Source organism: Aureimonas sp. AU22, from assembly GCF_001463745.1.
GTDB lineage: Bacteria > Pseudomonadota > Alphaproteobacteria > Rhizobiales > Rhizobiaceae > Aureimonas.
In genome coordinates this window covers 44912-68537 of sequence record NZ_BBWJ01000013.1, presented here as the reverse complement: position 1 = coordinate 68537, position 23626 = coordinate 44912, and the positions used below count along the sequence as shown (strand labels likewise).

General features: G+C 66.7%; 25 protein-coding genes. 11 read left to right on the top strand and 14 right to left on the bottom strand.

What is annotated here, in order from left to right:
* Positions 1 to 42: 42 nt before the first annotated feature.
* Entirely contained in the window at positions 43 to 1233 is a 1191-nt protein-coding gene (locus AUL34_RS04595) for an extensin family protein (protein WP_061931680.1), read from the bottom strand.
* Positions 1234 to 1395: 162 nt separating this feature from the next.
* Here AUL34_RS04595 and uvrB point away from each other — a divergent pair, with 162 nt between their 5' ends.
* A complete protein-coding gene (gene uvrB / locus AUL34_RS04590; RefSeq protein WP_061931678.1) occupies positions 1396 to 4377 on the top strand; it encodes an excinuclease ABC subunit UvrB in 2982 nt (993 codons plus the stop codon).
* Between the two features lie 8 nt (positions 4378 to 4385).
* On the opposite strand, the gene AUL34_RS21805 is transcribed toward uvrB, so the two are convergent.
* The 7 genes from AUL34_RS21805 to AUL34_RS04565 form a co-directional block, all read right to left on the bottom strand.
* Positions 4386 to 6353 carry an AAA family ATPase gene (locus AUL34_RS21805; RefSeq protein WP_082653154.1) on the bottom strand — a complete coding sequence of 656 codons (1968 nt, stop codon included), beginning with the start codon at positions 6351 to 6353 and terminating at the stop codon, positions 4386 to 4388.
* A 26-nt stretch (positions 6354 to 6379) separates the two neighbouring features.
* Positions 6380 to 6667 carry a hypothetical protein gene (locus AUL34_RS04585; RefSeq protein ID WP_061931676.1) on the bottom strand — a complete coding sequence of 96 codons (288 nt, stop codon included), beginning with the start codon at positions 6665 to 6667 and terminating at the stop codon, positions 6380 to 6382.
* A 217-nt stretch (positions 6668 to 6884) separates the two neighbouring features.
* Positions 6885 to 7205: a hypothetical protein gene (locus tag AUL34_RS04580; protein WP_061931674.1), complete on the bottom strand. Its 321-nt coding sequence runs from the start codon at positions 7203 to 7205 to the stop codon at positions 6885 to 6887.
* Positions 7206 to 7430: 225 nt separating this feature from the next.
* Positions 7431 to 7562, bottom strand: coding sequence for a hypothetical protein (locus tag AUL34_RS22985; protein WP_274532646.1), 132 nt, complete (start codon positions 7560 to 7562; stop codon positions 7431 to 7433).
* Between the two features lie 749 nt (positions 7563 to 8311).
* On the bottom strand, positions 8312 to 8620 hold the full coding sequence (locus AUL34_RS04575; RefSeq protein WP_156420786.1) for a hypothetical protein: 309 nt from the start codon (positions 8618 to 8620) through the stop codon (positions 8312 to 8314).
* Positions 8621 to 8791: 171 nt separating this feature from the next.
* Complete coding sequence (locus AUL34_RS04570) at positions 8792 to 9133, bottom strand: hypothetical protein (RefSeq protein WP_061931670.1); 342 nt, start codon at positions 9131 to 9133, stop codon at positions 8792 to 8794.
* A gap of 119 nt (positions 9134 to 9252) precedes the next feature.
* On the bottom strand, positions 9253 to 9606 hold the full coding sequence (locus tag AUL34_RS04565) for a hypothetical protein (protein ID WP_061931668.1): 354 nt from the start codon (positions 9604 to 9606) through the stop codon (positions 9253 to 9255).
* Between the two features lie 475 nt (positions 9607 to 10081).
* Between AUL34_RS04565 and AUL34_RS04560 the strand changes: the two genes are divergently transcribed.
* Positions 10082 to 10297 (top strand): cold-shock protein, encoded by a 216-nt coding sequence (locus tag AUL34_RS04560; RefSeq protein ID WP_055890128.1) that lies wholly within the window; start codon positions 10082 to 10084, stop codon positions 10295 to 10297.
* 178 nt (positions 10298 to 10475) lie between these two features.
* Positions 10476 to 11384, top strand: coding sequence for a hypothetical protein (locus tag AUL34_RS04555; RefSeq protein ID WP_061931666.1), 909 nt, complete (start codon positions 10476 to 10478; stop codon positions 11382 to 11384).
* Positions 11385 to 11390: 6 nt separating this feature from the next.
* On the opposite strand, the gene AUL34_RS04550 is transcribed toward AUL34_RS04555, so the two are convergent.
* Both AUL34_RS04550 and AUL34_RS04545 read right to left on the bottom strand, forming a co-directional pair.
* Complete coding sequence (locus tag AUL34_RS04550; RefSeq protein ID WP_061931664.1) at positions 11391 to 12029, bottom strand: MBL fold metallo-hydrolase; 639 nt, start codon at positions 12027 to 12029, stop codon at positions 11391 to 11393.
* Between the two features lie 114 nt (positions 12030 to 12143).
* A complete protein-coding gene (locus AUL34_RS04545) occupies positions 12144 to 13034 on the bottom strand; it encodes a branched-chain amino acid aminotransferase (RefSeq protein ID WP_061931662.1) in 891 nt (296 codons plus the stop codon).
* Positions 13035 to 13311: 277 nt separating this feature from the next.
* Here AUL34_RS04545 and AUL34_RS04540 point away from each other — a divergent pair, with 277 nt between their 5' ends.
* The 3 genes from AUL34_RS04540 (at position 13312) to AUL34_RS04530 (ending at position 16000) form a co-directional block, all read left to right on the top strand.
* On the top strand, positions 13312 to 13845 hold the full coding sequence (locus tag AUL34_RS04540) for a MarR family winged helix-turn-helix transcriptional regulator (protein WP_156420791.1): 534 nt from the start codon (positions 13312 to 13314) through the stop codon (positions 13843 to 13845).
* Positions 13846 to 14562, top strand: coding sequence for a response regulator (locus AUL34_RS04535; RefSeq protein WP_061931658.1), 717 nt, complete (start codon positions 13846 to 13848; stop codon positions 14560 to 14562).
* Positions 14563 to 14659: 97 nt separating this feature from the next.
* Entirely contained in the window at positions 14660 to 16000 is a 1341-nt protein-coding gene (locus tag AUL34_RS04530; RefSeq protein ID WP_061931741.1) for an ATP-binding protein, read from the top strand.
* A gap of 59 nt (positions 16001 to 16059) precedes the next feature.
* Here the strand turns inward: AUL34_RS04530 and AUL34_RS04525 are convergent, their stop codons facing one another.
* The 4 genes from AUL34_RS04525 to AUL34_RS04510 all read right to left on the bottom strand — a co-directional run bounded on the left by AUL34_RS04525 (position 16060) and on the right by AUL34_RS04510 (position 18338).
* A complete protein-coding gene (locus AUL34_RS04525; protein WP_156420784.1) occupies positions 16060 to 16422 on the bottom strand; it encodes a tRNA-binding protein in 363 nt (120 codons plus the stop codon).
* 2 nt (positions 16423 to 16424) lie between these two features.
* Positions 16425 to 17246: a pyrroline-5-carboxylate reductase gene (gene proC / locus AUL34_RS04520; RefSeq protein ID WP_061931654.1), complete on the bottom strand. Its 822-nt coding sequence runs from the start codon at positions 17244 to 17246 to the stop codon at positions 16425 to 16427.
* Positions 17243 to 17743, bottom strand: a complete 501-nt coding sequence (locus AUL34_RS04515) for a YbjN domain-containing protein (protein WP_061931652.1) — start codon at positions 17741 to 17743, stop codon at positions 17243 to 17245. The genes proC and AUL34_RS04515 overlap by 4 nt, the downstream gene beginning before the upstream one ends.
* A gap of 322 nt (positions 17744 to 18065) precedes the next feature.
* Positions 18066 to 18338 carry an accessory factor UbiK family protein gene (locus tag AUL34_RS04510; protein ID WP_061931650.1) on the bottom strand — a complete coding sequence of 91 codons (273 nt, stop codon included), beginning with the start codon at positions 18336 to 18338 and terminating at the stop codon, positions 18066 to 18068.
* Positions 18339 to 18474: 136 nt separating this feature from the next.
* Here AUL34_RS04510 and lgt point away from each other — a divergent pair, with 136 nt between their 5' ends.
* The 5 genes from lgt (at position 18475) to AUL34_RS04485 (ending at position 23534) form a co-directional block, all read left to right on the top strand.
* Positions 18475 to 19344 carry a prolipoprotein diacylglyceryl transferase gene (gene lgt, locus AUL34_RS04505; protein ID WP_061931648.1) on the top strand — a complete coding sequence of 290 codons (870 nt, stop codon included), beginning with the start codon at positions 18475 to 18477 and terminating at the stop codon, positions 19342 to 19344.
* Positions 19341 to 20441, top strand: coding sequence for a class I SAM-dependent methyltransferase (locus tag AUL34_RS04500; RefSeq protein ID WP_061931646.1), 1101 nt, complete (start codon positions 19341 to 19343; stop codon positions 20439 to 20441). Before lgt ends, AUL34_RS04500 begins: the two co-directional genes overlap by 4 nt.
* Positions 20442 to 20474: 33 nt before the next feature.
* Positions 20475 to 21281, top strand: a complete 807-nt coding sequence (gene pgeF, locus AUL34_RS04495; protein ID WP_061931644.1) for a peptidoglycan editing factor PgeF — start codon at positions 20475 to 20477, stop codon at positions 21279 to 21281.
* A 23-nt stretch (positions 21282 to 21304) separates the two neighbouring features.
* The gene (locus AUL34_RS04490) at positions 21305 to 22456 is read left to right on the top strand and encodes a Xaa-Pro peptidase family protein (protein WP_061931642.1); all 1152 of its coding nucleotides are present in this window, start codon (positions 21305 to 21307) and stop codon (positions 22454 to 22456) included.
* A gap of 145 nt (positions 22457 to 22601) precedes the next feature.
* Positions 22602 to 23534 carry a ribose-phosphate pyrophosphokinase gene (locus AUL34_RS04485; RefSeq protein WP_061931639.1) on the top strand — a complete coding sequence of 311 codons (933 nt, stop codon included), beginning with the start codon at positions 22602 to 22604 and terminating at the stop codon, positions 23532 to 23534.
* Positions 23535 to 23626 lie beyond the last annotated feature (92 nt).

The following is a 23626-nucleotide window of genomic DNA, read 5'->3' as shown; positions in this document are numbered from 1 at the left end:
GGCCTCGCGGGCCGCGAAAGTCCCCTCGCCGGCGGCCCGCGGCTATTTGCAGACCGGTCGCAGCCGCACCTTGGAGTCGAGGTGGAGGTGGTCGGCATGGGCGCGGTTGTAGCCCGGACCCAGCACCGTGCCGAAGTGACGGCAACTCGCACGGCGGATCTGGTTCTGGAACGGCTTCTCGCGCCAGCGGAACGCACCCTTCGGTTCAACCTTCACCACCGATCCGTCGGCGAAGCGGAAGCCGCCGACGTCGAGGGCGTTGCCGCCCGCGTGCTCCGAGATGCTGCGCGAGCCGGCGATGCGCGAGCAGCGATACGAGGACAGGTTGATCAGCGCCGTCGGCTGCTTCCACAATTTCCAGCGCGCCGCGGGCTTCACGTCGTCGCGCAGCCACCGGGCGACGTTGAGCGCCGTCTGGCAGTTGAGCGTCGCCGGCGGCGACATGGCGATGCCCTTCAGCGCCTGCGTGACACGCACGGGATCGTCGATACCGCAGGATCGGCCGGACGAAACCGACGCGACATCGGTGAAGCGCACGCCGAGCGACTTCAGCTCGCGCCGGCACATCGCCTCCGACTTGGCCATCGGCCGGTAGCCGTCCGGCGTCTCCCGTTCCAGCGCCCCGCGCGGCGGGCGGGCGATCGGCGACAGCGGCCGGTCGCCGCCGAGCGAAGCCCAGCTCGGCACCGTCTTCCCGCGCAGGGCTGGACGCGCCGGCTCCGGCGGCGCCGCCACCTCGGGATCGGTCAGGCCTTCCCATGGATCGAAGCCGCTGTCCGGCATTTCGGCGTCGGGCAGCGCGCCGCCGTCGTCGACGACATCCGGCACGGCCAGCGGCGCCAGCGCCGCTTCCTGCATCGCGGGCGCCGCCTCCTGCACCTCGTAGGTCCGCCCATAGTCGCCCGGTCCCCGCTCGGGGGGCGGTGCGGGCGCGGCATAGGTCGGTTCGGGGGCGGAATAAACGGGCTCGGGCGCGGCGTAGACGGGTTCGGGAACGGGATCGACGGCGGAAGGGCTCGGCGCATAGGCCGGCACGTCGGCGGGGGGCACCGGTCCGCCCCAGACGAGCCGCGCGCCCGTGCGCGCGTCGCGGGCAACGGGCAAGGCACCTGGAATGTCGGCGGGCGGAACTGGCTTGAAGTCCCTCGCCTGGAGCGGGCGATCGGCGCTCGCCGCCGCATACACGGCGACGGCGAGCGTGACGATACGCCATCCGGTTCGACTCGATACCATCCGGCTGGCCTCTCAGGTCCGCGAAACTCGAGCGGATAGGCAGAGAGTAGGGTCGGCTTGGTAAGCGAAAGATGAACGGCCCGAAGACAATTCGAAAAGCACCCCGCGCGCTCCCTCCGTTCCCCCTTTATTCCGCCCCGCTCGCAGCCCATATTCCGCCGCATGGCCGATCCCAAGAAGTCCCCCAAGCGCTCCCCGATCCTCGACTACTCCGACGCCTCCGAGCGCCTGCATCCGGGACTCAGTGAGGCGCCGCAGCCGGACCTCGACGGCACGCCGCTGACCGGACCGCTCTCCGGCTGGGCCGACCAGATCGCGCAGGACCTGGAGGAGCAGGCCGAGCGCAAGGCCGGCGCGCCCGCCAAGAAGGCGAAGAAGCCCGCCGCCCCGGCCGATGCGCCGCAGTCCAAGCCCGGCAAGACCGCGCGCGGCACGTCGATGGGCGTCGCAAACTCGCCGGCCGAGCGCGCCCGCGCCGGCCTCAACCCCGTGTCGGGCATGAACGTTTCGCTGGAAGACGCCGCAGCGCTCCCCGAAAGCGGCGTCACCGCCACGGTGCAGGCGCTGCAGGACCTCATTACCTCCGGCAACCCGCTGTTCAAGAACGGCGAGCTCTGGATCCCGCACCGGCCCGAGCGCCCTTCGAAGTCCGAGGGCGGCCACGCCTTCCGCATCGCCTCCGACTACGAGCCGAAGGGCGACCAGCCGACCGCCATCGCCGACCTCGTCTCCGGCATCAAGGACCAGAACGATCAGACGCAGGTGCTCCTCGGCGTCACCGGCTCCGGCAAGACGTTCACGGTCGCCAACGTCATCGAGCGCACCCAGCGCCCGGCGCTGATCCTCGCGCCCAACAAGACGCTCGCGGCCCAGCTCTACGGCGAGTTCAAGAACTTCTTCCCCGACAACGCCGTCGAGTACTTCGTCTCCTACTACGACTACTACCAGCCGGAGGCCTACGTCCCGCGCTCCGACACGTTCATCGAGAAGGAATCCTCGATCAACGAGCAGATCGACCGCATGCGCCACGCCGCGACCCGCGCGCTGCTCGAGCGCGACGACGTCATCATCGTCGCCTCGGTCTCCTGCATCTACGGTATCGGCTCGGTCGAGACCTACACGGCGATGACCTTTCAAATGAGCGTCGGCGACCGGCTCGACCAGCGCCAGCTCCTCGCCGACCTCGTCGCCCAGCAATACAAGCGCCGCGACATGGATTTCGTGCGCGGCTCGTTTCGCGTGCGCGGCGACACGATCGAGATCTTCCCCGCCCACCTCGAGGACCGCGCCTGGCGCATCTCGCTCTTCGGCGACGAGATCGAGGCGATCCACGAGTTCGACCCGCTCACCGGCGCCAAGTCCGACGACCTCAAGTCGGTGAAGATCTACGCCAACTCGCACTACGTCACGCCGCGCCCGACGCTGCAGCAGGCGGTGAAGTCGATCAAGGAGGAGCTGAAGAACCGCCTCGTCGAGCTGAACAAGGCCGGCCGCCTCCTCGAGGCGCAGCGGCTGGAGCAACGCGTCACCTTCGACATCGAGATGATCGAGGCGACGGGCTCGTGCAACGGCATCGAGAACTACTCGCGCTACCTCACCGGCCGCCAGCCTGGCCACCCGCCGCCGACGCTGTTCGAATACCTGCCCGACAACGCCCTCGTCTTCATCGACGAGAGCCACGTCACCATCCCGCAGATCGGCGCGATGTACCGGGGCGACTTCCGCCGCAAGGCGACGCTGGCCGAATACGGCTTCCGCCTGCCCTCCTGCATGGACAACCGCCCGCTCCGCTTCGAGGAGTGGAACGCGATGCGCCCGCCCACCGTCGCGGTCTCGGCGACGCCCGGCAAGTGGGAGCTGGAGGAGGCCGGCGGCGTCTTCGCCGAGCAGGTCATCCGCCCGACCGGCCTCACCGATCCCCCGATCGACATCCGCCCGGCGAAGTCCCAGGTCGACGACCTCCTCGGCGAGATCCGCGAGGTCGCCGCCAACGGCTACCGTGCGCTCGTCACCGTGCTCACCAAGCGCATGGCCGAGGACCTCACCGAGTATCTCCACGAGCAGGGCATCCGTGTGCGCTACATGCACTCGGACATCGACACGCTGGAGCGCATCGAGATCATCCGGGATCTGCGCCTCGGCGCCTTCGACGTCCTCGTCGGCATCAACCTCCTGCGCGAGGGCCTCGACATCCCAGAGTGCGGGCTCGTGGCCATCCTCGACGCCGACAAGGAAGGGTTCCTCCGCTCCGAGACCTCGCTGATCCAGACGATCGGCCGCGCCGCGCGCAACGTCGACGGCCGCGTCATCCTCTACGCCGACCAAGTGACGGGCTCGATGGAGCGCGCCATCGCCGAGACCAACCGGCGCCGCGACAAGCAGGAGGCCTACAACCGCGAACACGGCATCACGCCGGAATCGGTCAAGGCCAAGATCGCCGACATTCTCGACAGCTACTACGAGAAGGACCACGTCCGCGTGCCCACCGGCGCGCACGCCGCGTCCGGCGCGATGGTCGGCAACAACCTCAAGAGCCATCTGGAGCATCTCGAGAAGGAGATGCGGCACGCCGCCGCCGATCTCGACTTCGAGACCGCCGCTCGCCTGCGCGACGAGATCAAGCGCCTCCAGGCGACGGAGCTTGCGGTCGCCGACGACCCGATGGCGCGCGACCTCGACATCAACATGTTCTCCGACGGCAGCGGGTCGTCGGGGAAATCCAAGGGCGGCCGCCGGAAGCCCGGCGCCAACCGCGAGAACCCGCGCTTCGGCCCCAACGGCGAGCCGCTCGCCGCGCGCATCAAGCCGGTGTCGAAGAGCGGCCACGCCGCCATCGGCGAGGTCCAGGGCCTGCGCTCCGACCGGGGCGACGGCGCCTCCTACTTCGCCAAGCCCTCGCTCGACGACATGGGCCCCGGCACCGACACGGCGACGCCCAACCGCACCCTGTTCCGCAAGAACACGCTGGACGAGATGACCGTCGGCCGCACGGAAAAGCCGGTCACCGGCAAGCTACCGCCCAAGCCCGGCGACGACCTCAAGCCCATCCGCCGCGAGAAGATCGGGCTGGGGAGCTACGAGGACCCGAGGGACGAGAAGAAGCGCGGGCGGCGAAAGGCGAAGACGGGGCGGCCGGGGCGGTAAGTCAGGGCCTAAGTCGTCGGCGCGACTAACTTTTGTGAACGCGACATTCCAGCATCTAATATGCGTGACACTATCGTCTTCGTATTATCCGACAGTATATCGACAAGAATGCCTCTAGCATACGCTTCAGCGAGGGACGTCCTTAGCGATTTTTTTGCGGAGGAGCCTTCTCCAAATTCGGCTTCGATTTTCTCTTTTGTCGCGCCGTCGAGAATTGTTTCCAATCCCTTTCCCTCCATTCCATCGACTACCTCATGAACACAGATGACACTCTCACCGTCAAGTAGATATCTATCAATATACTTTTTCTTTGCACTAATCCCTGCTGCATCCGAGTCTAATATTATGAGAAAATCTGATCCTTGAGATAGAAGAAGGCTTATAAGCGGGCCACTTGCGCCCGCCCCGGATCCTGGCATAACGAACAATTCTCTTCCGAAATTTTTCGCAACAGAACTGAAGACAAAATAGTCTGTAATGCCCTCCACCAAAACATATGGCCCATGACCTATGAGAACAGGTGCGACATACTGAAGCTTTTCAATTATCGGCTGAAAATAAGACGATCTCGATGGCGTTTGGGCTGCGAAGTTTCTGTAGCTCACAGCGCGTATATCGGTATGCCTACCAAACTGACTGACATCATCTTCTGAAGAGTCGTAATCAATTGCTTTATTTTCAATGACGTAAGCGCCAGCCAACCATGCCGGGTCGATCATGTGATGGCTATGAGTAGAGAATATGAGCTGATTATGTTGAGACACTTGCGAAAATGCTTTCAATAACTCCTGTTGAGCTTTCGCATGAAGATTAGATGCTGGCTCATCAAAAAGAAAAATAGTCTTTCCGTCGGTCTTTTGTTTGAACTTCACAAACAACAGAAACGCAAAGAACCAGCGGAACCCGAGCGAGCGCTCATGAATTTTATAAGGGTCGGGACCGTCGGAAATCTCAATGCTAAGATACGGCACATCGTTATTTTGCGTATCGACCTCCCAACTCACGACCAGGCTACTCGCGTTGAGTGGTCTATTAAATATATTTTTCCAATTTTCGATTATTTCTTTAGAAATCAGGTTAGAAATTCTTTGAAATACAGCGTTTACCTGTCGCCTATGCGGACTAGATGAAAATTTTTGACCGTCAAACCGATTGCCGTTGTTTTTTTTGAAGTCATCAATTCGGTCGATAATATGTTTCTCAACGGTAATACCTCCACCTTCAACGTCCAAGACGTCTTGCATTATCGATCTATAGTACGACGACGATTCTGGCTCCCCCGCCACCTTCCGAAGATAAATTCGGTCAGGAATGTCCACGATGAATGTCGGGAAGTATGCGACCTTGGGTATCATACCCCGCACATGATTGACGACCTCGCGCCACACGTCTCTTCCGGTCGCCCCATTCGGCAAAGGGTTGGCCGGTATCGCTCTCCTCTTCGTCCCCTTCCCAATGAAAACAGAAAATGAAATTGTCCAGATATTTTCCGTGGAAACTTGGTTACTATCCTCAAACCTAAAGCCCTTTTTAATGTAAAAAGATTTCGATATTGTATTGATATCTATATCAATAGCTTTGTTTGCGCAAAACGATTTGATGCTTTCAATATCTTTTGGCGAAAGTCTAACTCCTCCCTCAATAGATGTTGACCCCGTGAAGTTTGCGAGATGCTTGAGGGGCACTATATCCGAGATATTATTACTTTTTTCTCCCTTGGAGAAAACACTATCTAGCGTATCGTCCCTTGATACGAAATGGGATACTGCTTCTAATATTGTCGTTTTACCGGACTCGTTAAGTCCAAGAAGCATTATGACAGGAAAAACATTTCCGTTCTTATTGATTAGGTCAATCGTAAGATCAGAAATACCTTTGAAATTTTTTACTCGGAAATACTCGATGTCCATCAAAAATCCATGAGTAGCAGCGATAGTGGTATCTTGTTTGATCTTAAACGTACCTGCAAGGGCCATGCTCGGGGGTCGTAGGGTAAACGTTGTCACCAGCGCCCCCGCCGCCGCTCTTCCCTCTCCCACCGCCGCCTGTCCTCCCGCTCCCAACGCTGATCCGCCCTCTGCCGGCGCTCATACCGCTCCTGGCGCCGGATCTGGCCGGGGCTGTAGAACCCGCGCTCGCGGTTGATCTGGATCTGCGTGTCCACGCGGTCCTGCAGCCGCTGCTCCATCGCGTTGCGCGGCGGACCGGAGGGCAGCACGAAGTCCTGCGCGGGGGCCGGCAGGCTGGTGACGGCGAGGACGAGGGCGGAGAGAAGAAGGGTCGTCTTCATGGATCGGCTTCCCCAAAAGATTGGCTGGGTTGACGAGGAGACGCCCCGCCGCCTGAACGGTTCCTGAAGGCACCGGGCGCGTCGGGGCGGAAGGCAAAGGGTGCAGGCCGGGATCGTGCGGGCGAACGACCTTCCCAACGGAAAGGGGCGCGGCGACGGCTCCCCGCCATCCCGCGCCCCTCGTCGCATCGCTGGCCGCCGGGGCGGCGCGATATCCCTAGCGGTAGTAGCCGTTGCGGTTGGCGCGGCGGATGTTGTGGTTGGCGCGCTCCTGCATGCGCTCGATCTTGCGCGCCGAACGCGGGTCGATATGCCCGTTGTTGTAGTAGCGCGCGCGGCGCTCGACCTGGCGGATGCGGTGCTGCTGGCGAGCCAGGCGATCCGCCTCGCGCGGCGAGATGCGGCCGCGGTGGATGCCGCGCTCGATGCGCTCGTGCTGGCGATACTGGCGCGCGTCCGACCGGTAGGTCTGCGCCATTGCCGGCATCGAGGTCGCCAGCAGGATGCCCGACAGGGCGAGGATCACGGTCTTCTTCATGGGGACACTCCGTCCATGGATCGATGGACCGAGTTAAGCGCCGGGCACCTGAATGGTTCCTGAACCCTATGTTCACCCTTCCTTACGGTCTGTGATCAAACCGGGATGGCGGGGCCCCTTCCACTCGAACGTGAGCGACGGCCGCCGCGTCGCTCGGCGACGACAAGGGGCTTCGGCATTTTGCCCCGCCCGCCGAAGCCGCAGGCAGCCTTAGCGCGCGCTGCCTCAGTACGGCAGCCCGTTGGTGGAGCGCGTCGCCTTCTCCCGCCACGTGTCGTTCGGCGTGATCGGCTTGTTGATCTCCGCGCAGCCGGCGAGCAGTGCGAGGGCGGTGACGAGAAGAAGGATACGGGGCAAGAGCGGTTCGCCTGGGCTGGGCGCGGCGGCGAAGCGGAACGGCTTCGCGCCGGCGCGCGAAAAAACACGACCGGCCGGGCGCCGCCCCCGCGAACGCGTGTTCGGCGGATCGGCATCCCGGTTCGGACCATGCGGTCATACCCCTCTCCCCGCGCGATGGCGAGGCACCGCGAGCCGGTCCCGGCCGAGGCGGGTCCGCGTCGCCCGCCGCCGGCCTTCGGTCTGCCCGCCGGACTTCTTCCGGCGGCGCGGAACATCGTGGTTCTTCTCCCCCGGTGCGCCGCGTGCCCCTACCCTTCAGTCATCGCCGGCCCGATCTGAATGGGCGCGAATGATCACCGGGATCGTTCGGAAGGGTCGGCGGGCGGTGTCCGCGACACGTCTCCTGCCGGAGGAGGCGCTGGCCCGGACGGTTCTGGCAAGTCCGGTTTCGCTCCCACTACGAGGGGCGCTTGGAAAGCCCGTGCCTGAGAAAGCCCAAGGGACCGTCGGTGTGATAGCCGGGGGGACGCATCGGGCCGAGGCACCGGCAAACGGAGAAGCCCATGGCCCGGCGTGGAACCCGGGTCGAGCTGGACAACACCGCGCGGGTCGCCGGAGGCGGACCATTTTGTTTACACCACTCGGAGGTTCGCCTCCGGCGGCCCGTCGCCCGTTCCATCCGGGCGACACGACGAGACCAAACGCAACAGCCCGGCCCCTTTCGGGGCGCGGGCCGCTTTCGCGCGTTCAGCGTCAGGATTGCGCGCTTATTCCGGCTCCTGCCCCGGCACCAGGCCGCCCGACGGCGTCGAGCCTTCCACCGAGGGCGTCCGCCCATTCACCAGCGGCACCGACGAGGCCTTGCCCGTCGCATCCCCGAAGCCGAACGCGGCCGGGAAGCCGTAGTTCTCCGTCTGCAGCACCACGCGTCCGTCCGGCAGCCGCACCTCGCGCACCACCTGTTCGCGCTCGCGCGGCGACAGGATCGTGCCCGTCTCGCGCGGGTCGTTGGCGAGCGCCGGAAACGCGGCGAGGAGCAGCGCGAGCCCGGCGCTGGCGTAGAGACATTCCTTCATGACCATTCACCTCGAAAACAGGGGCGCCGGGCCGGCAACGGCCGCGGGCGCCGATTGTGTCGTTGAGGTGGCAACGGCCGGGCAAACCCTCGGGTTCCCGCCCCTTCACCCAAGAAAAAGGCCCGCCGCAGCGAGCCTAGTTCACGTGTTCGGGAGGGGCGGCGCGTCGCCTCAGCGGCCGTTGTTCGCCGGCCCGCCGAGCGGAATGCCGAAGCCGCTGCTGCCGCCTTCCGGGATCGAACCCGGCACGCGGGTCAGCGTGTTGCCTGCCGAGCCCGACGCGTCCGGCGTCATGTTGCCGTAGGCGCCGACGCCGTTCTGCAGCCCGCCCGGACCGCGCGTACCCCGATCGCCGCCGAGCGAGCCGGTGCCCATGCCGACGCCCGGCAGTCCGCTCGCCGGCTCCGAGACGCTGCGTCCCTGCCCGAAATCGTCCGGAGCCATAGTCTGCGCGCCGGCGGGCACGGCAAGCGCGGCGGCAAGAAGGAGGGCGGAGGCGATGGGCCGGAGCATGGCACTGTCCTTGGGAATCTATCTGCCAGCACAATGCGGCGGGCACTCCCAGCGTTCCCACGAAAAACGCCGCCCCGCTAGTGCGGGACGGCGACGGTTCACGTCTTAGTGTGCGACGATTATTCCGGGGTCTGCCCCGGGACCAGGCCGCCCGACGGGGTCGAGGTGTCGGCCGCCGCGCCGGATGCCGGGTCCATGCCCTGCGTCGGCGTGCCGTTGGCCGTCGGGGCCTCGGGCGTCGTCGAGCTGGTGGACGTCGAGTCCGTGCCCATCGCGCCGCCCGCCGGGGCCGCCGTGTTGCCCGTGCGCGCCGCATCGCCCATGGCGTCGGTGCCGCCCGTGGCGGTGCCGGACGCGCCGGTCTGCGGCATCATCGTCGTCCCGCCGGAGGTCGAGCCCCCGTCCGTGGACTGCGCGAGGGCCGGGGCGGCGAGGAAGGCCAGTGCGGCCGTGGCGGTCAGAATCCGCTTCATGGTGGATCTCCGTATCGGTTGGTCCCCGTGTGGGGTTCGTGAAGGGGAAGCCCTCGGCCGGAGGATCGTTCCCTCGTTTTTTCCGCACACGGCCAAACGTCGCCCGCCCGCAGCGCCTCCCGACACCCCTCTCCGCGCGGGCTCACATACGGCGGAAATGGGGCACCGGACGGATCGTCAGTCTAACGATCTATCTCCACTTGCCCGCGACAGAGCAGACCAAATGGACCGGTCGGGAACGAAGGAAGGGAGCCCCTGAAACTTTCGCTTGCAAAGTCAAGCGAGTGCTTGCACACTTTTCTTGTTCGGGCAATTTCGCGAACTCGGGTGATGGACGAATTGCGTATCGAGGGCGCATCCCTCGGGTGGGCCGTGCAAGCGGACCGCGATGTATCGGTTCCTTTTCCTCGCATCAAGACTTGCCTGCAAACCCCGCAAGGGGATCATACATAGCCCAAGGAAAAGGGTGCATCACATGTCACAGACCGGCACGGTCAAGTTCTTCAACACCGAGAAGGGTTTTGGTTTCATCAAGCCCGACAACGGTGGCGCCGACATCTTCGTCCACATCTCCGCGGTACAGGCTTCGGGCCTGCCCGGCCTGGTCGAGAACCAGAAGGTCTCCTACGAGACCGAGCCGGACAAGCGCGGCAAGGGCCCGAAGGCGGTCAACCTCGAAGCGGCCGACTGACCTCGCGCCCTTCCGGCCGGGGAAAAGTCCCGGCCTCTCAAGACTTCCAAACGGCCTGCCGATCCCTCGGCGGGCCGTTTTGCATGTTAACCCCGTTTTAACTCTCGTCCCCCGAGCGTTTGACTTAGCCCCGCCTGCACACAATCCTTAACCGAGGATTAACGTGGCAGGACGCGAGATGAAGCGGATTCTCCAGGCGATCGGCGTCGCCGGCATAGCGGCCATGCCCCATGCCTCCTTCGCCTTCGACGCAGACATGGCGCTCGACCTGTTCCCCTCCGTCGGCGGGCGAGCGGCCGCGAACGTACAAGTCTACCGCGAGGGCCGCATCGGCGACACGCGGACGGGTGCCGGACACGCCTATCGGGATAACCCCTTCCCGGACAGCCGCCGCACCTACCGCGACGACCGCCGCGGCCGCGAATGGGGAGCCGCGCCGGAATGGCGGGAGTCCCGGCGCTATCGCTCGTCGGGTTCCGTGATCGACGTGCGCAACTATGGCGGGGCGGTGGATCGCGGCAGCTTCTACGGCACGGCCGGCACCGCCAACAGCTCCTTCATTGTCATTGGCACGCCGGACATGAACGGTGCGCCCTCCTCCGTCTCCTATGGCGGAATGGCGGGCGGCCCGAAGATCCTCGATGTGGAGGCCGATCGCCTGGATCGTCGCCCCTATGGGCGGGACGGCCTTGCCGTCGCCCATGTCGGAACGGCCAAGATCATCCGCATCTCCCCGGATTTCCGACCTGGCATGGGGCGCGAAGCGGCGGAGCGCGAAGCCTCCGGTGCCGTGGAGACGCCCTTTGCGGACCTGCGCCCCGAGGAGCGGGCGGTCAGCGTCTATCCCGATACCGACATGGCGGAACGCCCGGTCGATCCGCCGGCACCGCGCGTCGCGCAGTCCGCCCCGCCTGCGGTCGTCCCCGCGCCCGCGCCGCCGATTGTCGAGGCGCCGGCAGGCTTCCTCGAGCCCTGGACGCCGGACTGGCTGCGCGACTGCGTGGCGCGCCATGCCGACTTCGACGCCTCCCTCGGCACCTACACCGCGGCGGACGGCAAGCGGCGCTTCTGCACGGGCGAACCCTGAGCGGGTTCAGCGCAGGAACGGATTGGTCCGGCGTTCCACGCCGAGCCGGCTGCCGGGCCCGTGGCCACAGATGAAGCCGATCTCGTCACCGAGCGGCAGGATCTTGCGGCGGATCGTGTCGAGAAGCTGTGCGTGATCGCCGCCCGGCAGGTCGGTGCGCCCGATGGATCCGGAAAACAGGACGTCGCCCGCATGCAGGAACTGGGCGTCGCGATTGAAGAAGACGACATGCCCCGGCGCATGGCCCGGCGCGTGGATCACCTCGAAACGATGGGTTCCGAAGGACAGGATCTCGCCCTCCTCCAGCCAGCGGTCCGGCACGCAGTTGCGGACCGCCCCGGTGAGCCCGAACATGCGGGCCTGATCCTCCAGGCGGTCCAGAAGCATGGCGTCCGCCCGATGCGGCCCGACGATCGGGACCCCGAGCGCCTCCTTCAGGTCCATCGCACCGCCCGCGTGGTCGATGTGCCCATGGGTGATCCAGATCGCCTCGACGGCCACGCCCAGCCGCTTCACCGCCTCCTCGATGCGCTCCACGTCGCCGCCGGGGTCCACGACCACGGCCGACTTGTCCTCCGTGTCGTAGAAGATGCAACAGTTCTGCTGGAACGGGGTGACGGGAACGATCTCGGCGGCAAGGGTCATGATGCGGGCGGGTCCTGGAAGCGACGTTCGAGGCAGCATGTTTGCTGAGGAGCACGAAAAGAAAAGGGCCCGCCGCTGCGGCGAGCCCTCGATGAACCGGAAATGTGCGCCGCGCTATTCGGCGGCGAGGCGCTTCGGCTGCACCTCGGCCGCGTAGTCCTCCACCAGACGGCGGGTGATGTCGCCCGGCGTGAAGCGGTAGGGCCCGATCTCGGCCACCGGCGTCACCTCGGCGGCGGTGCCGCACAGGAAGCACTCGGTGAACCCTTCCAGTTCCTCTGGCATGATGGCGCGGACCTGCACCTCGTAGCCACGCCGCTTGGCGAGGTCGATCACCGTGCGGCGGGTGATGCCGTCGAGGAAGCAATCCGGGTCGGGCGTGTGGACGACACCGTCCTTGACGAAGAACACGTTGGCGCCGGTCGCTTCCGCCACGCGGCCCCGCCAGTCGAGCATCAGCGCATCGGCATAGCCCTTCGCCTCGGCCGCGTGCTTGGAGATGGTGCAGATCATGTAGAGGCCGGCCGCCTTGGCTCGCGACGGCGCGGTCATCGGGTCGGGACGGCGGTATTCGGCGAGATCGAGCCGGATGCCCTTCATCCGCTGCTCGGGATCGAAGTAGCTCGGCCACTGCCAGATCGCGATCGCGAGGTTGATCGTGTTTCGCTGCGCGGAGACACCCATCGATTCGGAGCCGCGCCAGGCGATCGGGCGCACATAGGCGTCGCGGAAGCCCTGGCGCCGCAGAAGCTCGTTGCAGGCGTCGTCGATCGTGTCGGCGCTGTAGGGAATGTCGAAGCCGAGGATGCGGCCCGACTCGATCAGGCGATCGGTGTGCTCGCGCAGCTTGAAGATTTCGCCGCCATAGGCCCGCTCGCCTTCGAAGACGGCGCTGGCATAATGCAGCCCGTGCGTCAGCACGTGGACCTTGGCGTCCTTCCAGGGCACGAAGGCGCCGTTGTACCAGATCTGGCCGTCGAGTTGGTCGAAGGGAACGCTGCTCATCTTGGGGGATCGCGCCGAAGGCGCCCTTTCCTGTCTTCTTCGCGCATCGACCCGGCGATCCGCCGAACCCTCCCAACCGCCCGGGCGCGGTGGCATGATCGCCAGTCCTTCCTCAGGATGGGGCGATCATGGGATGAAATTACGGCAGGGCCCCTGGAAGCACCGCGATAACGGACGGTTGCACGGCCTGCCAGGTCCGTCCGCTGTTCCCGACCGCTTGCTCCGGTGTAACAATGGGAGATAGATACGTCAACACTACTGACCTATTCAGATGGACATGCCCTTGGCCGATGCCCCTGCCCCGGATGGCGACGAGATCGTCGAGGACGCGCTGCCGACGCGAGGCGAACTCGATTTTCGCCTGATCGAGCTGTTCTTCTTCGCCTATCGCGAGTTCACGGGCGATGCGGACTCGATTCTGGAGCGCTATGGCTTCGGCCGCGCGCATCATCGTATCCTGCATTTCGTCAATCGCGATCCCGGCATGACCATCGCCGAGATTCTGGACCTTCTCGAGATCACCAAGCAATCCCTTTCGCGCGTCCTTCGGCAGTTGATCGACGACGGCTTCATCGCGCAAGTGCAGGGAACCGACGACCGGCGCCAACGCCGCCTATATCCGACGCAGAAAGGCCGCGATCTCACGTTGGAACTCTCGCGCGCCCAGGGGCGCAGGATCGACGCCGCCTTTCGCGCCGCCGCGCTGGACGATCCGGGCCTCGTGAACGACTTTCTTCTGGAAATGGGCGCGGATCGCAAGGCGACGCGGGACTGGTTCGCGCGCAAGGGCATCGGTAGGGAGAATCGCTAGATGACGATCGTCGAGGACCATGTCACTGCCGAATCCATGGACGATGCGCCCCATCTCCTGGTGATCGACGACGACCGGCGCATCCGCAGTCTGTTGTCGCGCTTCCTGTCCGAGCGCCGGTTCCGCGTCTCGGTCGCCTCCGACGCCGCCGAGGCGCGACGCATCCTGCAGGGGCTCGAGTTCGACCTGATGATCGTCGACGTGATGATGCCAGGCGAGAGCGGCCTCGATCTCGTGCGCGCCGTCTCGCCGCATCGCGAGATCCCCATCCTCATGCTCACGGCGCGCTCCGAAACGGACGATCGGATCCTCGGGCTGGAGGCGGGTGCCGACGATTACCTCGCCAAGCCCTTCGACCCGCGCGAGCTTCTCCTACGCATCAACAACATCCTGAAGCGCGGCAGTTCGGCGCCGCTCCAGAAGGTCGAACATGTGCGCTTCGGGCCGTTCTCCTTCTCGCTCTCGCGCAAGGAGCTGCGGCGCGGCACCGAGATCATCCGCCTGACCGAACGCGAGCAGGAGATCATGACGCAGTTCGCCCAGAAGGCCGGCGACACGATCCCCCGTCAGGACCTCCTGACCAACGAGGCCGAGGTCGGCGAGCGCACGGTGGACGTCCAGATCAACCGCCTGCGCCGCAAGATCGAGAGCGATCCCGCCAATCCGCTCTGGCTCCAGACGGTGCGCGGCATCGGCTATCGCCTGAATGTCGATTGACCGCCCGATCGAGCCGGGCGCGATCGCAGCGTCCGATCCCGGCGTGCCCACCGCCCAGACGCGCCCGCCGGCACCCCGGCGAAGCGTCTGGTCGGTCCTGCGCAGCCTCTCGCGCCAGGTCCAGCGCTTCGTCTCGCGCCGAACGCCGAAGGGGCTCTACGCCCGCTCGCTGATCATCATCATCGCGCCCATGGTGCTGCTTCAGTCGGTGGTCGCCTTCGTCTTCATGGAGCGGCACTGGCAGACCGTGACTCAGCGCCTCTCGGCCTCGGTGGTGCAGGACATCGCGGCGGTCATCGACATGATCGAGACATTCCCCGATACGCCCGACTACGCGCAGGTGACCCGGATCGCGCGCGAACGGCTGGCCCTCAACGTCCTCGTCCTGCCGCCGGAGCCGCTGCCGGCGCCTGCCCCCAAGCCCTTCTTCAACATCCTCGACGGAATCCTGTCCGAGGAGATCACGCGGCAGATCAACCGGCCGTTCTGGATCGACACGCTCGGCGAGTCGCGGATCGTCGAGATCCGCATCCAGCTGCCCGACCGGATGCTGCGCATCTTCGCGCCGCGCAATTCGGCCTATGCCTCCAACAGCCACATCTTCCTGGTCTGGATGGTCGGCACGTCGCTGGTGCTGATCCTGATCGCCATCCTGTTCCTGCGCAATCAGATCCGCCCCATCCAGAAGCTCGCCCAGGCCGCCGAGGGGTTCGGACGCGGCCAGCCGATGCCGCCGGACTTTCGCGTGCGCGGCGCCTCGGAGGTGCGACGCGCCTCGCTCGCCTTCATCCAGATGCGCGACCGCATCGAGCGCCAGATCGAGCAGCGCACGCAGATGCTCAACGGCGTCAGCCACGACCTGCGCACCGTGCTCACGCGCTTCCGCCTCCAGCTCGCCCTCCTGGAAGAGGACGAGGACCGGCGCGAACTGGAGCAGGACGTCGATGAGATGGGACGGATGCTGGAAGGGTACCTCGCCTTCGCCAAGGGCGAGGGTGGCGAGGAGGTGGGCGAGCTCGACCTCGAACGCGTCTTCGCGCGCTTCGAGAACGAGGCCGCGCTGAAGGGCCGGTCCATCGAGACGGATCTCGTCGGCGACCCGCGCGTGTCCGTGCGCCCGGACGCCTTCGTGCGGTGCCTCGGCAACCTCGTCGCCAATGCGCTGCGCCACGGGACGGCGGTCCGGCTCGTCGCGCGCCACGACGACCGGTGGCTGTCGGTTTCGGTGGAGGACGACGGACCGGGCATCGAGGCGGCGCAGCGCGAGGACGTGTTCAAGCCCTTCGTGCGCCTCGACGAAGCGCGCAACATCGATGCCGGCGGCACCGGCCTCGGCCTCGCCATCGCCCGCGACGTCGCGCGCAGCCATGGCGGCGACATCCTCCTGTCGGAATCGGCACTCGGCGGATTGAAGGCGCTGGTGCGAATACCGGCCTGACGATTGCCCCGGCGAGGCGATGCCGCCTCGCCGCCGGACGATCGCGCCGACTGCCGGACCTAGAACAGGCGCCCGCCGTTCGGCACGGGATGCGCGAGCGCCGCCAGAACCACGTTGCCCGCCTCGTCCGGGAATCCGAGGGTCAGGACCTCCGAGCGCATCGGCCCGATCTGGCGCGGCGGGAAGTTCACCACCGCCATGACCTGCCGGCCGACGAGCTCGTCCAGCGAGTGGCGCACGGTGATCTGCGCGGAGGACTTCTTCCGTCCGATCTCCGGCCCGAAATCGATCACGAGGCGAAAGGCGGGCTTTCTGGCTTCGGGAAAGGGCTCGGCCTGGACGATCGTGCCGACACGGATGTCGACCGTCATGAAGTCGTCGAAGGTGATCTCCGGCGCGACCGCGGTGGTCTCGTTGCTCATGCTCAACCCTTGGAGAGTTCGATCGCCCGGTCGCGCGCGGCGGCCACCGCCTTCGTCATCAGGGGCTGGAGACCGTAGTCGCCCATCAGGACGCCGAGCGCCGCCTCGGTCGTGCCCTTCGGCGAAGTGACGTTGCGGCGAAGCTGCGCCGGTTCGTCGTCGGAGCGGATCATCAGCTCGCCTGCGCCCGCAACCGTATGGCGCGCGAGGCGCATGGCGAGATCGGGCTCGAGCCCTGCGGCGACCCCGGCTTCGGCCAGCGCCTCGGCGAGCAGGAACACATAGGCCGGGCCGCTGCCGGAGACCGCGGTCACACGGTCGATGTCGTCCTCGGAGGGCACCCATTCCACCGGACCGCTGGCGGACAGGAGATCGGTCGCCGTCGCCTTCAGGCCCGGCGTGACGCGCGCGTTGGCATAGGCGCCCGTGATGCCGCGGCCGATCAGCGCCGGCGTGTTGGGCATGGCGCGCACCACCGGCCGCTCGCCGAGGCGCTCCTCGATGAAGGCGACGGTGCGACCGGCCGCGACCGAGATCAGCAGCGTTTCGTGCTTCAGTGCGGCGCGCAACGGCGCGACGGCATCCGCCAGCACCTGCGGCTTCACCGCGAGGATCACGACGTCCTGCGGCTCGGCCGGCGCCGCGGCGGCGTGCCGCACGCCGCGATCGAAAAGCGGCCCGAGCGCCGGGGACGGATTGGGATCGAGGATGGTGACGGAGGCGGGGTCGAGACCGCGCTCCATCCAGCCGCGCAGCATCGCGCCGCCCATGTTGCCGCCGCCGAGCAGCAGAAGCCGGCCGACCGGCGCGATGCCCTCGCTCATGCGTTGCCGACCGTATCGAACACCGCGCAGGCCATCGCCTCCTCGGCACTCTTCTCGGCCCAGACCACGAACTGGAAGGCCTGGTAATACCGCTCGCAGGCCTCCAGCGCCGCCGACAGCAACCGCTCCGCCTGCTGGCTCGTCGGCTGGACGCCGCCCGACAGAAGGATGGCGTGCCGGAACATCACCGCGCCCTCGGACGACCAGAGGTCGAAATGACCGACGAGCATCTGCTCGTTGATACGCGACAGAAGCCGCAGCACCTCGACCTGCCGCCGGGCCGGCACCTTGAGCGTGAAGGCGCAGCCCAGATGCAGTGCCTCGGAAGCCTCCATCCAAGAGAAGGAGACGGAATAATCGGTCCATGCGCCCTGTACCGAGACGGCGATCTCGTCGTCGCAGGGCCGCTCGAAGGACCAGTCGTGATGGGAGGCGACGGTCTCGATCACATCCACCGGATGGGATTGTCGCCTGATATCCAATTCGCCGAGTTGCATGGTTTGTTGTCCCCGTGCCGCATCCGACGCGGGACCGCCGGGGTGCCGCACGCACCCCGTCGTCAAGGGTCGAATTCCTCGTAAGACCCTTGGCTCCGCGCCTCCGGAAAACCGCCGCCGTGGCGAATCACCGTTGAGAATCAGTGTATCGACGCGGACTCGCGATTCCAGAGGCGGAAACCGGATTTTAACGTTCGCCGGGGGCGGGCCATGATCGGGAGCCGGGACCCGCCGCGTTAAGGGATTCAGCCCTCACGCTTTTCGGATTCCACTGCCGGGCGACGGGCACGTGACAAACCTGTGCACGGCCTGTGGAAAAGCCTCAGACCGAAGGCGCGGAGGTGCCGGACAAACGGGCTTCGAGGTCGGCGACGCGCTTTTTCAGAGCTTCGTTCTCGACGCGTGCACGGGTCGCCATTTCGCGGACGGCCTCGAATTCCTCGCGCTGGACGAGATCCATCGAGTTGATGAAACGCTCCCCCTGGCTGCGGAACACGGTTTCCATCTCGCGACGCACGCCCTGCGCCGCGCCGGCCGCATCGGTCATCATGCGTGCGAACTCGTCCAGCATGCGGTTCGGGCCTCGGTCGGTCATGATCTCGCTCCTTCAGGTTCGGCCCCTTCGAGGTAGGCTCTCGCCCCCCCATTGGCAATGGAGCGACTTGACCCCGCTCCTCCCCCGGCGCACACCCCGCCGCGACGAGCGAAGCCCGAGGGGAAGCCACGAAGCCATGACAGCCTCAGCCTTTCTCGGTGTCCTCACCTACCCCGCGATCGACCCGGTCTTCCTGCAGATCGGCCCGATCGCGCTGCGCTGGTACGGCCTGGCCTATGTGGCCGGCATCCTGTGCGGCTGGCTCTACGGCCGCCATCTCGTCGGCACGGCGAAGCTCTGGCCGAACGGCGTCTCGCCGATCACCAAGACGGACATCGACGACTTCATCGTGTGGATCACGATCGGCATCGTGGCCGGCGGGCGGATCGGCTCGATCCTGTTCTACGACTTCGACCGCATCGTCGCCGACCCGCTCTCGGCCCTGCGTATCTGGGAGGGCGGCATGTCCTTCCACGGCGGTCTTCTCGGCGTGACGATCGCGATGATCCTGTTCTGCCGGTCGCACAAGGTGCCGTTGCTCAGCCTGATCGACGTGGTCGCCGCTTCCGTGCCGTTCGGCCTGTTCTTCGGGCGCATCGCCAACTTCATCAACGGCGAGCTTTGGGGGGCACCGACGGCGGTGCCCTGGGCCATGGTGTTCCCCCATGCCGGCCCCGAGCCGCGCCATCCGAGCCAGCTCTACGAGGCGGCGCTGGAGGGAATCGTGCTGTTCCTGATCCTGCGGCTGCTGACGCATCGGTTCAAGGCGCTCGGGCGCCCGCGCCTCGTCGGCGGGGCCTTCATCTTCCTCTACGGCTCGGCGCGCATCTTCGTGGAGTTCTTCCGCATGCCGGATGCGCAGCTCGGCTATCTCCTCGGCACCGGGTGGCTGACCATGGGCATGGTGCTCTCCATCCCCATGCTGCTCGTCGGCCTCTGGGCGATCGCGACCGCGAAGCCCCGCGCCTACGAACCCCGGCCGGTCGAGCCCGCGGCCTCGGCGTGAGCGACCTCGCCCAGCGCATCCGCGCCGAGATCGAGGCATCGGGCCCGATGCGCCTCGACCGGTTCTGGAACCTGGTGCTGTTCGATCCGGCCGCCGGCTACTACACGAGCCGCGACCCGATCGGCGCGGACGGCGACTTCACGACGGCGCCGGAGATCAGCCAGATGTTCGGCGAGCTTCTCGCGGCCTGGGCCTTCGCGGCCTGGGACGGGCTCGGCCGTCCCTCGCCCTTCACTTTCGCCGAAGCCGGGCCGGGGCGCGGCACGCTGATGGCCGACATGCTGCGCACGCTGCGCCAGTTCGACCCCGCCTTCCTCCAGGCCGCTCGTGTGTGCCTCGTCGAGGTGAGCGATCGTCTGGCGGCCGTTCAGACGGAGCGCCTGGCGCGCTTCGACTTGCCCATTCGCCGCGTGCGTCGGATCGAGGACCTCGACGAAAGCCCGCTCGTCCTCGTCGCCAACGAGCTCCTGGACGCGGTGGCGATCCGCCAGTTCGTGTTCCGCGACGGTGCCTGGCGCGAGCGGCATGTCGCAACGTCCGGCGAAGGCCTCGCCTTCGTGGACGGTCCGCAAGCCTCCGAAGTACCGGCCGCGCTCGCCCGCCTTCCGCCGCCCGACGAAGGGGCCGTCTTCGAGGCCTCGCCCGAGCGCGACGCCTTGGCTGCAGGTCTTGCCGACCGCCTGTACCGGTTCGGCGGGGCGGCGCTCCTGATCGACTACGGTCACGCCCGCTCGGCCTATGGCGACACGCTGCAGGCGCTGCGGCGCCACCGCGCGGCGTCGAGCCTCGACGCGCCGGGGACCGCCGACATCACCAGCCATGTCGACTGGGAGCAGGTCGCCCGCGCGATGACCGCGGTCGCGCCGCTCAGGTTCGGTCTCGCCAGGCAAGGCGATTTCCTCCTGTCGCTCGGTCTGCCCGAACGCGCCGGACGGCTCGGCGCGCATGCGGACGCCGCGGCGCGCGAGGCGATCACCGCCGCCGTCCACCGGCTGGCCGGAAAGGGGCCGGGCGAGATGGGAGCGCTGTTCCAGGTGTTCGCGGTGGCGTCGGCGCCGCTCGCGCTGCCACCCTTTGCCCGCCCCGCGGTCGATTGACTTCGATTCCCCCCTCCCCCACCATCCCGGCCCATGCTCGATCATCGCCTCACCTCGGCCTCGCACATCCGCGACGGCGACACCGTTCAGGACCCCGCTCTGAAGGCGGACAAGCGTCTCGCCCACGCCTTCTTCACGCGAAGCGGCGGCGTCTCGAGCGGCCTCTATCGCGGGCTCAACGCCGGCATCGGCTCGCACGACGCGCCGAAAGACGTGCATGAGAACCGCCGGCGCGCCGTGCACTTCCTCGGGCTCGACGGCGCGCGGCTGGCGACGCCCTGGCAGACCCATTCGGCCGATGCGGTCGTCGCGACCGACCCCTCCGGCGGCGAACGGCCGAAGGCCGATGCCGTGGTGACCGCCGTGCGGGGCCTTGCCGTCGGGGTGGTGACCGCGGATTGCGGACCCATCCTCTTCGCGGACGCTGACGCGGGCGTCGTCGCCGCGGCCCATGCCGGATGGCGCGGTGCCGTCGGCGGTGTCCTGGAGCGCACGGTGGAGGCAATGGAGGGGCTCGGCGCGCGGCGCGAGCGGATCGAGGCCGTGCTCGGCCCCTGCATCACGCAGCCGAACTACGAGGTCGGCTCCGACATGGCGGAGACGTTCCTTCGCCAGAGTGCCGAGAACGCGCGCTTCTTCGCGCCGGGCGCCTCCGAGGCCAAGCGTCTGTTCGACCTTCCCGCCTTCATCCTCGCACGCCTCGAACGGCTCGGGCTGTCCGCCCGCTTCGTCGGCCGCTGCACCTATGCCGAGGAGGACGCCTTCTACTCCTTCCGGCGCACCACCCATCGCGGCGAGCCCGACTACGGTCGCCAGCTCTCGGCCATCGCTCTCGCCTGACGCGCCCCAAACCGGACGACGCAATGCTTCATTTCACCGCCGACGAATTCGAACGCCGCCGCGCGCGCCTGTCCGCCGAGATGGCGGAACGCAAGCTCGACGCCGTGCTCCTGTTCGCACAGGACTCGATGTACTGGCTGACGGGCTACGACACGTTCGGCTTCTGCTTCTTCCAGTGCCTCGTGGTGAAGGCGGACGGCGAGATGCGCCTCCTCACCCGTTCGGCGGACCTGCGCCAGGCGCGGGCGACGTCCAACATCGAGACCGTCGTGGTCTGGCGCGACCGGGGCGGCGCCAATCCCGCGATCGAGCTACGCGACATCATGGACGACATGGGCCTTCTCGGCGCGCGGGTCGGCGTCGAATGGTCGACGCACGGACTGACGGCGGCCAACGGCAAGCTCGTGGAGGAGAAACTCGGCTCCTTCGCCGCGCTCGTGGACGCCTCCGACCTCGTGCCCGCCCTGCGCGTCGTCAAGAGCGAGGCCGAGATCGCCTATGTCAGGGAGGCTGCGCGTCTCGGCGACGAAGCGCTCGAAGCGATGTGGCCGCTGGTGCGCGAGGGGGCCGACGAGGGCGTGCTCCTTCATGCGCTGCAGGGCGACATCCTCTTGAAGGGCGGCGACTATCCGGCCAATCCGTTCATCCTCGGCTCTGGCGAGGACGCCCTCCTCTGCCGCTACAAGTCCGGCCGCAGGCGGCTTGGCGCACAGGATCAGCTGACGATCGAGTGGTCCGGCGTCAAGGCGCAGTACCATGCGCCGCTGATGCGCACGCTCATCGTCGGGCGTCCTCTCATGCGCCACGAGGAACTGTTCGCGGCCGGTGCGGAGGCGCTGACGGCGGTGGAGGCGGCGATGCGCCCCGGCCAGACCTTCGGCGACGTCTTCGACGCCCATGCGCGCGTGATGGAAAGCCACGACCTCGTCCGCCACCGCCTCGCCGCCTGCGGCTACTCGGTGGGCGCGCGCTTCGCGCCCTCCTGGATGGATCCGCAGATGTTCGTCGCGGGCAATGCCGAGCCGATTCGTCCGAACATGACGCTGTTCGCCCACATGATCATCATGGATTCGGACAGCGGCGCCGCCATGTGCCTCGGCCAGACCTATCTCACCACGGAAGACGGCCCGGAGTGTCTCTCGCGGCTGCCGATCGAACTGATGGCGACCGGCTGAAGCGAGGGCAGGCCTTAACTGCGCCGCGGTGTTTCCCGCAGCGCAACCTTGAATCTTTCCACCATCTTGCTTAGAGCCCGCCCATGCGACCGGCCCCTCCGTTCCGAGGGCCGGCGAGCCCCGTAGACGGATGAAGCGGTCAGCGATGAAACTCTTTGTCGGCAACTCCAACCGCACTCTCGCCGAAGCGATCGGGCGCTACCTGGAGCTGCCACTTGGCGCGGCCTCCGTGCGCCGCTTCGCCGACCAGGAAATATTCGTCGAGATCCAGGAGAACGTGCGCGGCGAGGACTGCTTCGTCATCCAGTCGACGTCCTATCCGGCGAACGACCACCTGATGGAGCTCCTGATCATCATGGACGCGCTGCGCCGGGCCTCGGCCCGCCGCATCACGGCCGTGCTGCCCTACTTCGGCTATGCCCGACAGGACCGCAAGGCGGGCGGGCGCACGCCGATCTCGGCCAAGCTCGTCGCCAACCTCATCACCCGCGCCGGCGCCGACCGCGTGATGACGATGGATCTTCATGCCGGGCAGATCCAGGGCTTCTTCGACATCCCGACCGACAACCTCTTCGCCGTGCCGCTGCTCGCGCGCGACATCAAGGAGCATCTCGAGACCGACCGCGTCATGGTGGTCTCGCCCGACGTCGGCGGCGTGGTCCGCGCCCGGGCGCTCGCCAAGCGTCTCGACGCCCCGCTCGCCATCGTCGACAAGCGCCGCGAGAAGCCGGGCGAGTCCGAGGTGATGAACATCATCGGCGACGTCGAGGGTCGCCACTGCATCCTGATCGACGACATCATCGATTCCGGCGGCACCCTGTGCAACGCGGCCGATGCCCTGATGGCGGCGGGCGCCAAGGGCGTTCGCGCCTACATCACCCACGGCGTGCTCTCGGGCGGCGCGGTCTCGCGCATCGCGGCCTCGAGCCTCGAGGAACTCGTCATCACCGATTCGATCGAGCCGACGAAGGCGATCCGCGAGGCGCGCAACATCCGCGTCGTCAGCACGGCGACGCTGCTCGCCGAAGCGATCTCGCGCACCACGACGGAACAGTCGGTCTCCTCGCTCTTCGACTGAGGTGGTCCACGGGGGGCGCTTCGCTTGCCTCTCCAGCCGATCGCCGCTATAGCCAACCCGCCCGCGCGGACACCCTTGGAGGCAGCGCGGGC

Excerpts from the sequence above, each read along its gene's own strand:
- AUL34_RS04490 (WP_061931642.1), top strand. The coding sequence starts at position 21,305 with ATGCTTCATTTCACCGCCGACGAATTCGAACGCCGCCGCGCGCGCCTG.
- AUL34_RS04525 (WP_156420784.1), bottom strand. The coding sequence starts at position 16,422 with ATGAGCAACGAGACCACCGCGGTCGCGCCGGAGATCACCTTCGACGAC.
- proC (WP_061931654.1), bottom strand. The coding sequence starts at position 17,246 with ATGAGCGAGGGCATCGCGCCGGTCGGCCGGCTTCTGCTGCTCGGCGGC.
- AUL34_RS04565 (WP_061931668.1), bottom strand. The coding sequence starts at position 9,606 with ATGAAGCGGATTCTGACCGCCACGGCCGCACTGGCCTTCCTCGCCGCC.
- AUL34_RS04570 (WP_061931670.1), bottom strand. The coding sequence starts at position 9,133 with ATGCTCCGGCCCATCGCCTCCGCCCTCCTTCTTGCCGCCGCGCTTGCC.
- AUL34_RS04540 (WP_156420791.1), top strand. The coding sequence starts at position 13,312 with ATGCCCTTGGCCGATGCCCCTGCCCCGGATGGCGACGAGATCGTCGAG.
- AUL34_RS04485 (WP_061931639.1), top strand. The coding sequence starts at position 22,602 with ATGAAACTCTTTGTCGGCAACTCCAACCGCACTCTCGCCGAAGCGATC.
- pgeF (WP_061931644.1), top strand. The coding sequence starts at position 20,475 with ATGCTCGATCATCGCCTCACCTCGGCCTCGCACATCCGCGACGGCGAC.
- AUL34_RS04510 (WP_061931650.1), bottom strand. The coding sequence starts at position 18,338 with ATGACCGACCGAGGCCCGAACCGCATGCTGGACGAGTTCGCACGCATG.
- AUL34_RS04550 (WP_061931664.1), bottom strand. The coding sequence starts at position 12,029 with ATGACCCTTGCCGCCGAGATCGTTCCCGTCACCCCGTTCCAGCAGAAC.
- uvrB (WP_061931678.1), top strand. The coding sequence starts at position 1,396 with ATGGCCGATCCCAAGAAGTCCCCCAAGCGCTCCCCGATCCTCGACTAC.
- AUL34_RS04575 (WP_156420786.1), bottom strand. The coding sequence starts at position 8,620 with ATGAAGGAATGTCTCTACGCCAGCGCCGGGCTCGCGCTGCTCCTCGCC.
- AUL34_RS04555 (WP_061931666.1), top strand. The coding sequence starts at position 10,476 with ATGAAGCGGATTCTCCAGGCGATCGGCGTCGCCGGCATAGCGGCCATG.
- AUL34_RS04545 (WP_061931662.1), bottom strand. The coding sequence starts at position 13,034 with ATGAGCAGCGTTCCCTTCGACCAACTCGACGGCCAGATCTGGTACAAC.
- AUL34_RS04560 (WP_055890128.1), top strand. The coding sequence starts at position 10,082 with ATGTCACAGACCGGCACGGTCAAGTTCTTCAACACCGAGAAGGGTTTT.
- AUL34_RS21805 (WP_082653154.1), bottom strand. The coding sequence starts at position 6,353 with ATGGCCCTTGCAGGTACGTTTAAGATCAAACAAGATACCACTATCGCT.
- AUL34_RS04535 (WP_061931658.1), top strand. The coding sequence starts at position 13,846 with ATGACGATCGTCGAGGACCATGTCACTGCCGAATCCATGGACGATGCG.
- AUL34_RS04595 (WP_061931680.1), bottom strand. The coding sequence starts at position 1,233 with ATGGTATCGAGTCGAACCGGATGGCGTATCGTCACGCTCGCCGTCGCC.
- AUL34_RS04580 (WP_061931674.1), bottom strand. The coding sequence starts at position 7,205 with ATGAAGAAGACCGTGATCCTCGCCCTGTCGGGCATCCTGCTGGCGACC.
- AUL34_RS04585 (WP_061931676.1), bottom strand. The coding sequence starts at position 6,667 with ATGAAGACGACCCTTCTTCTCTCCGCCCTCGTCCTCGCCGTCACCAGC.
- lgt (WP_061931648.1), top strand. The coding sequence starts at position 18,475 with ATGACAGCCTCAGCCTTTCTCGGTGTCCTCACCTACCCCGCGATCGAC.
- AUL34_RS04515 (WP_061931652.1), bottom strand. The coding sequence starts at position 17,743 with ATGCAACTCGGCGAATTGGATATCAGGCGACAATCCCATCCGGTGGAT.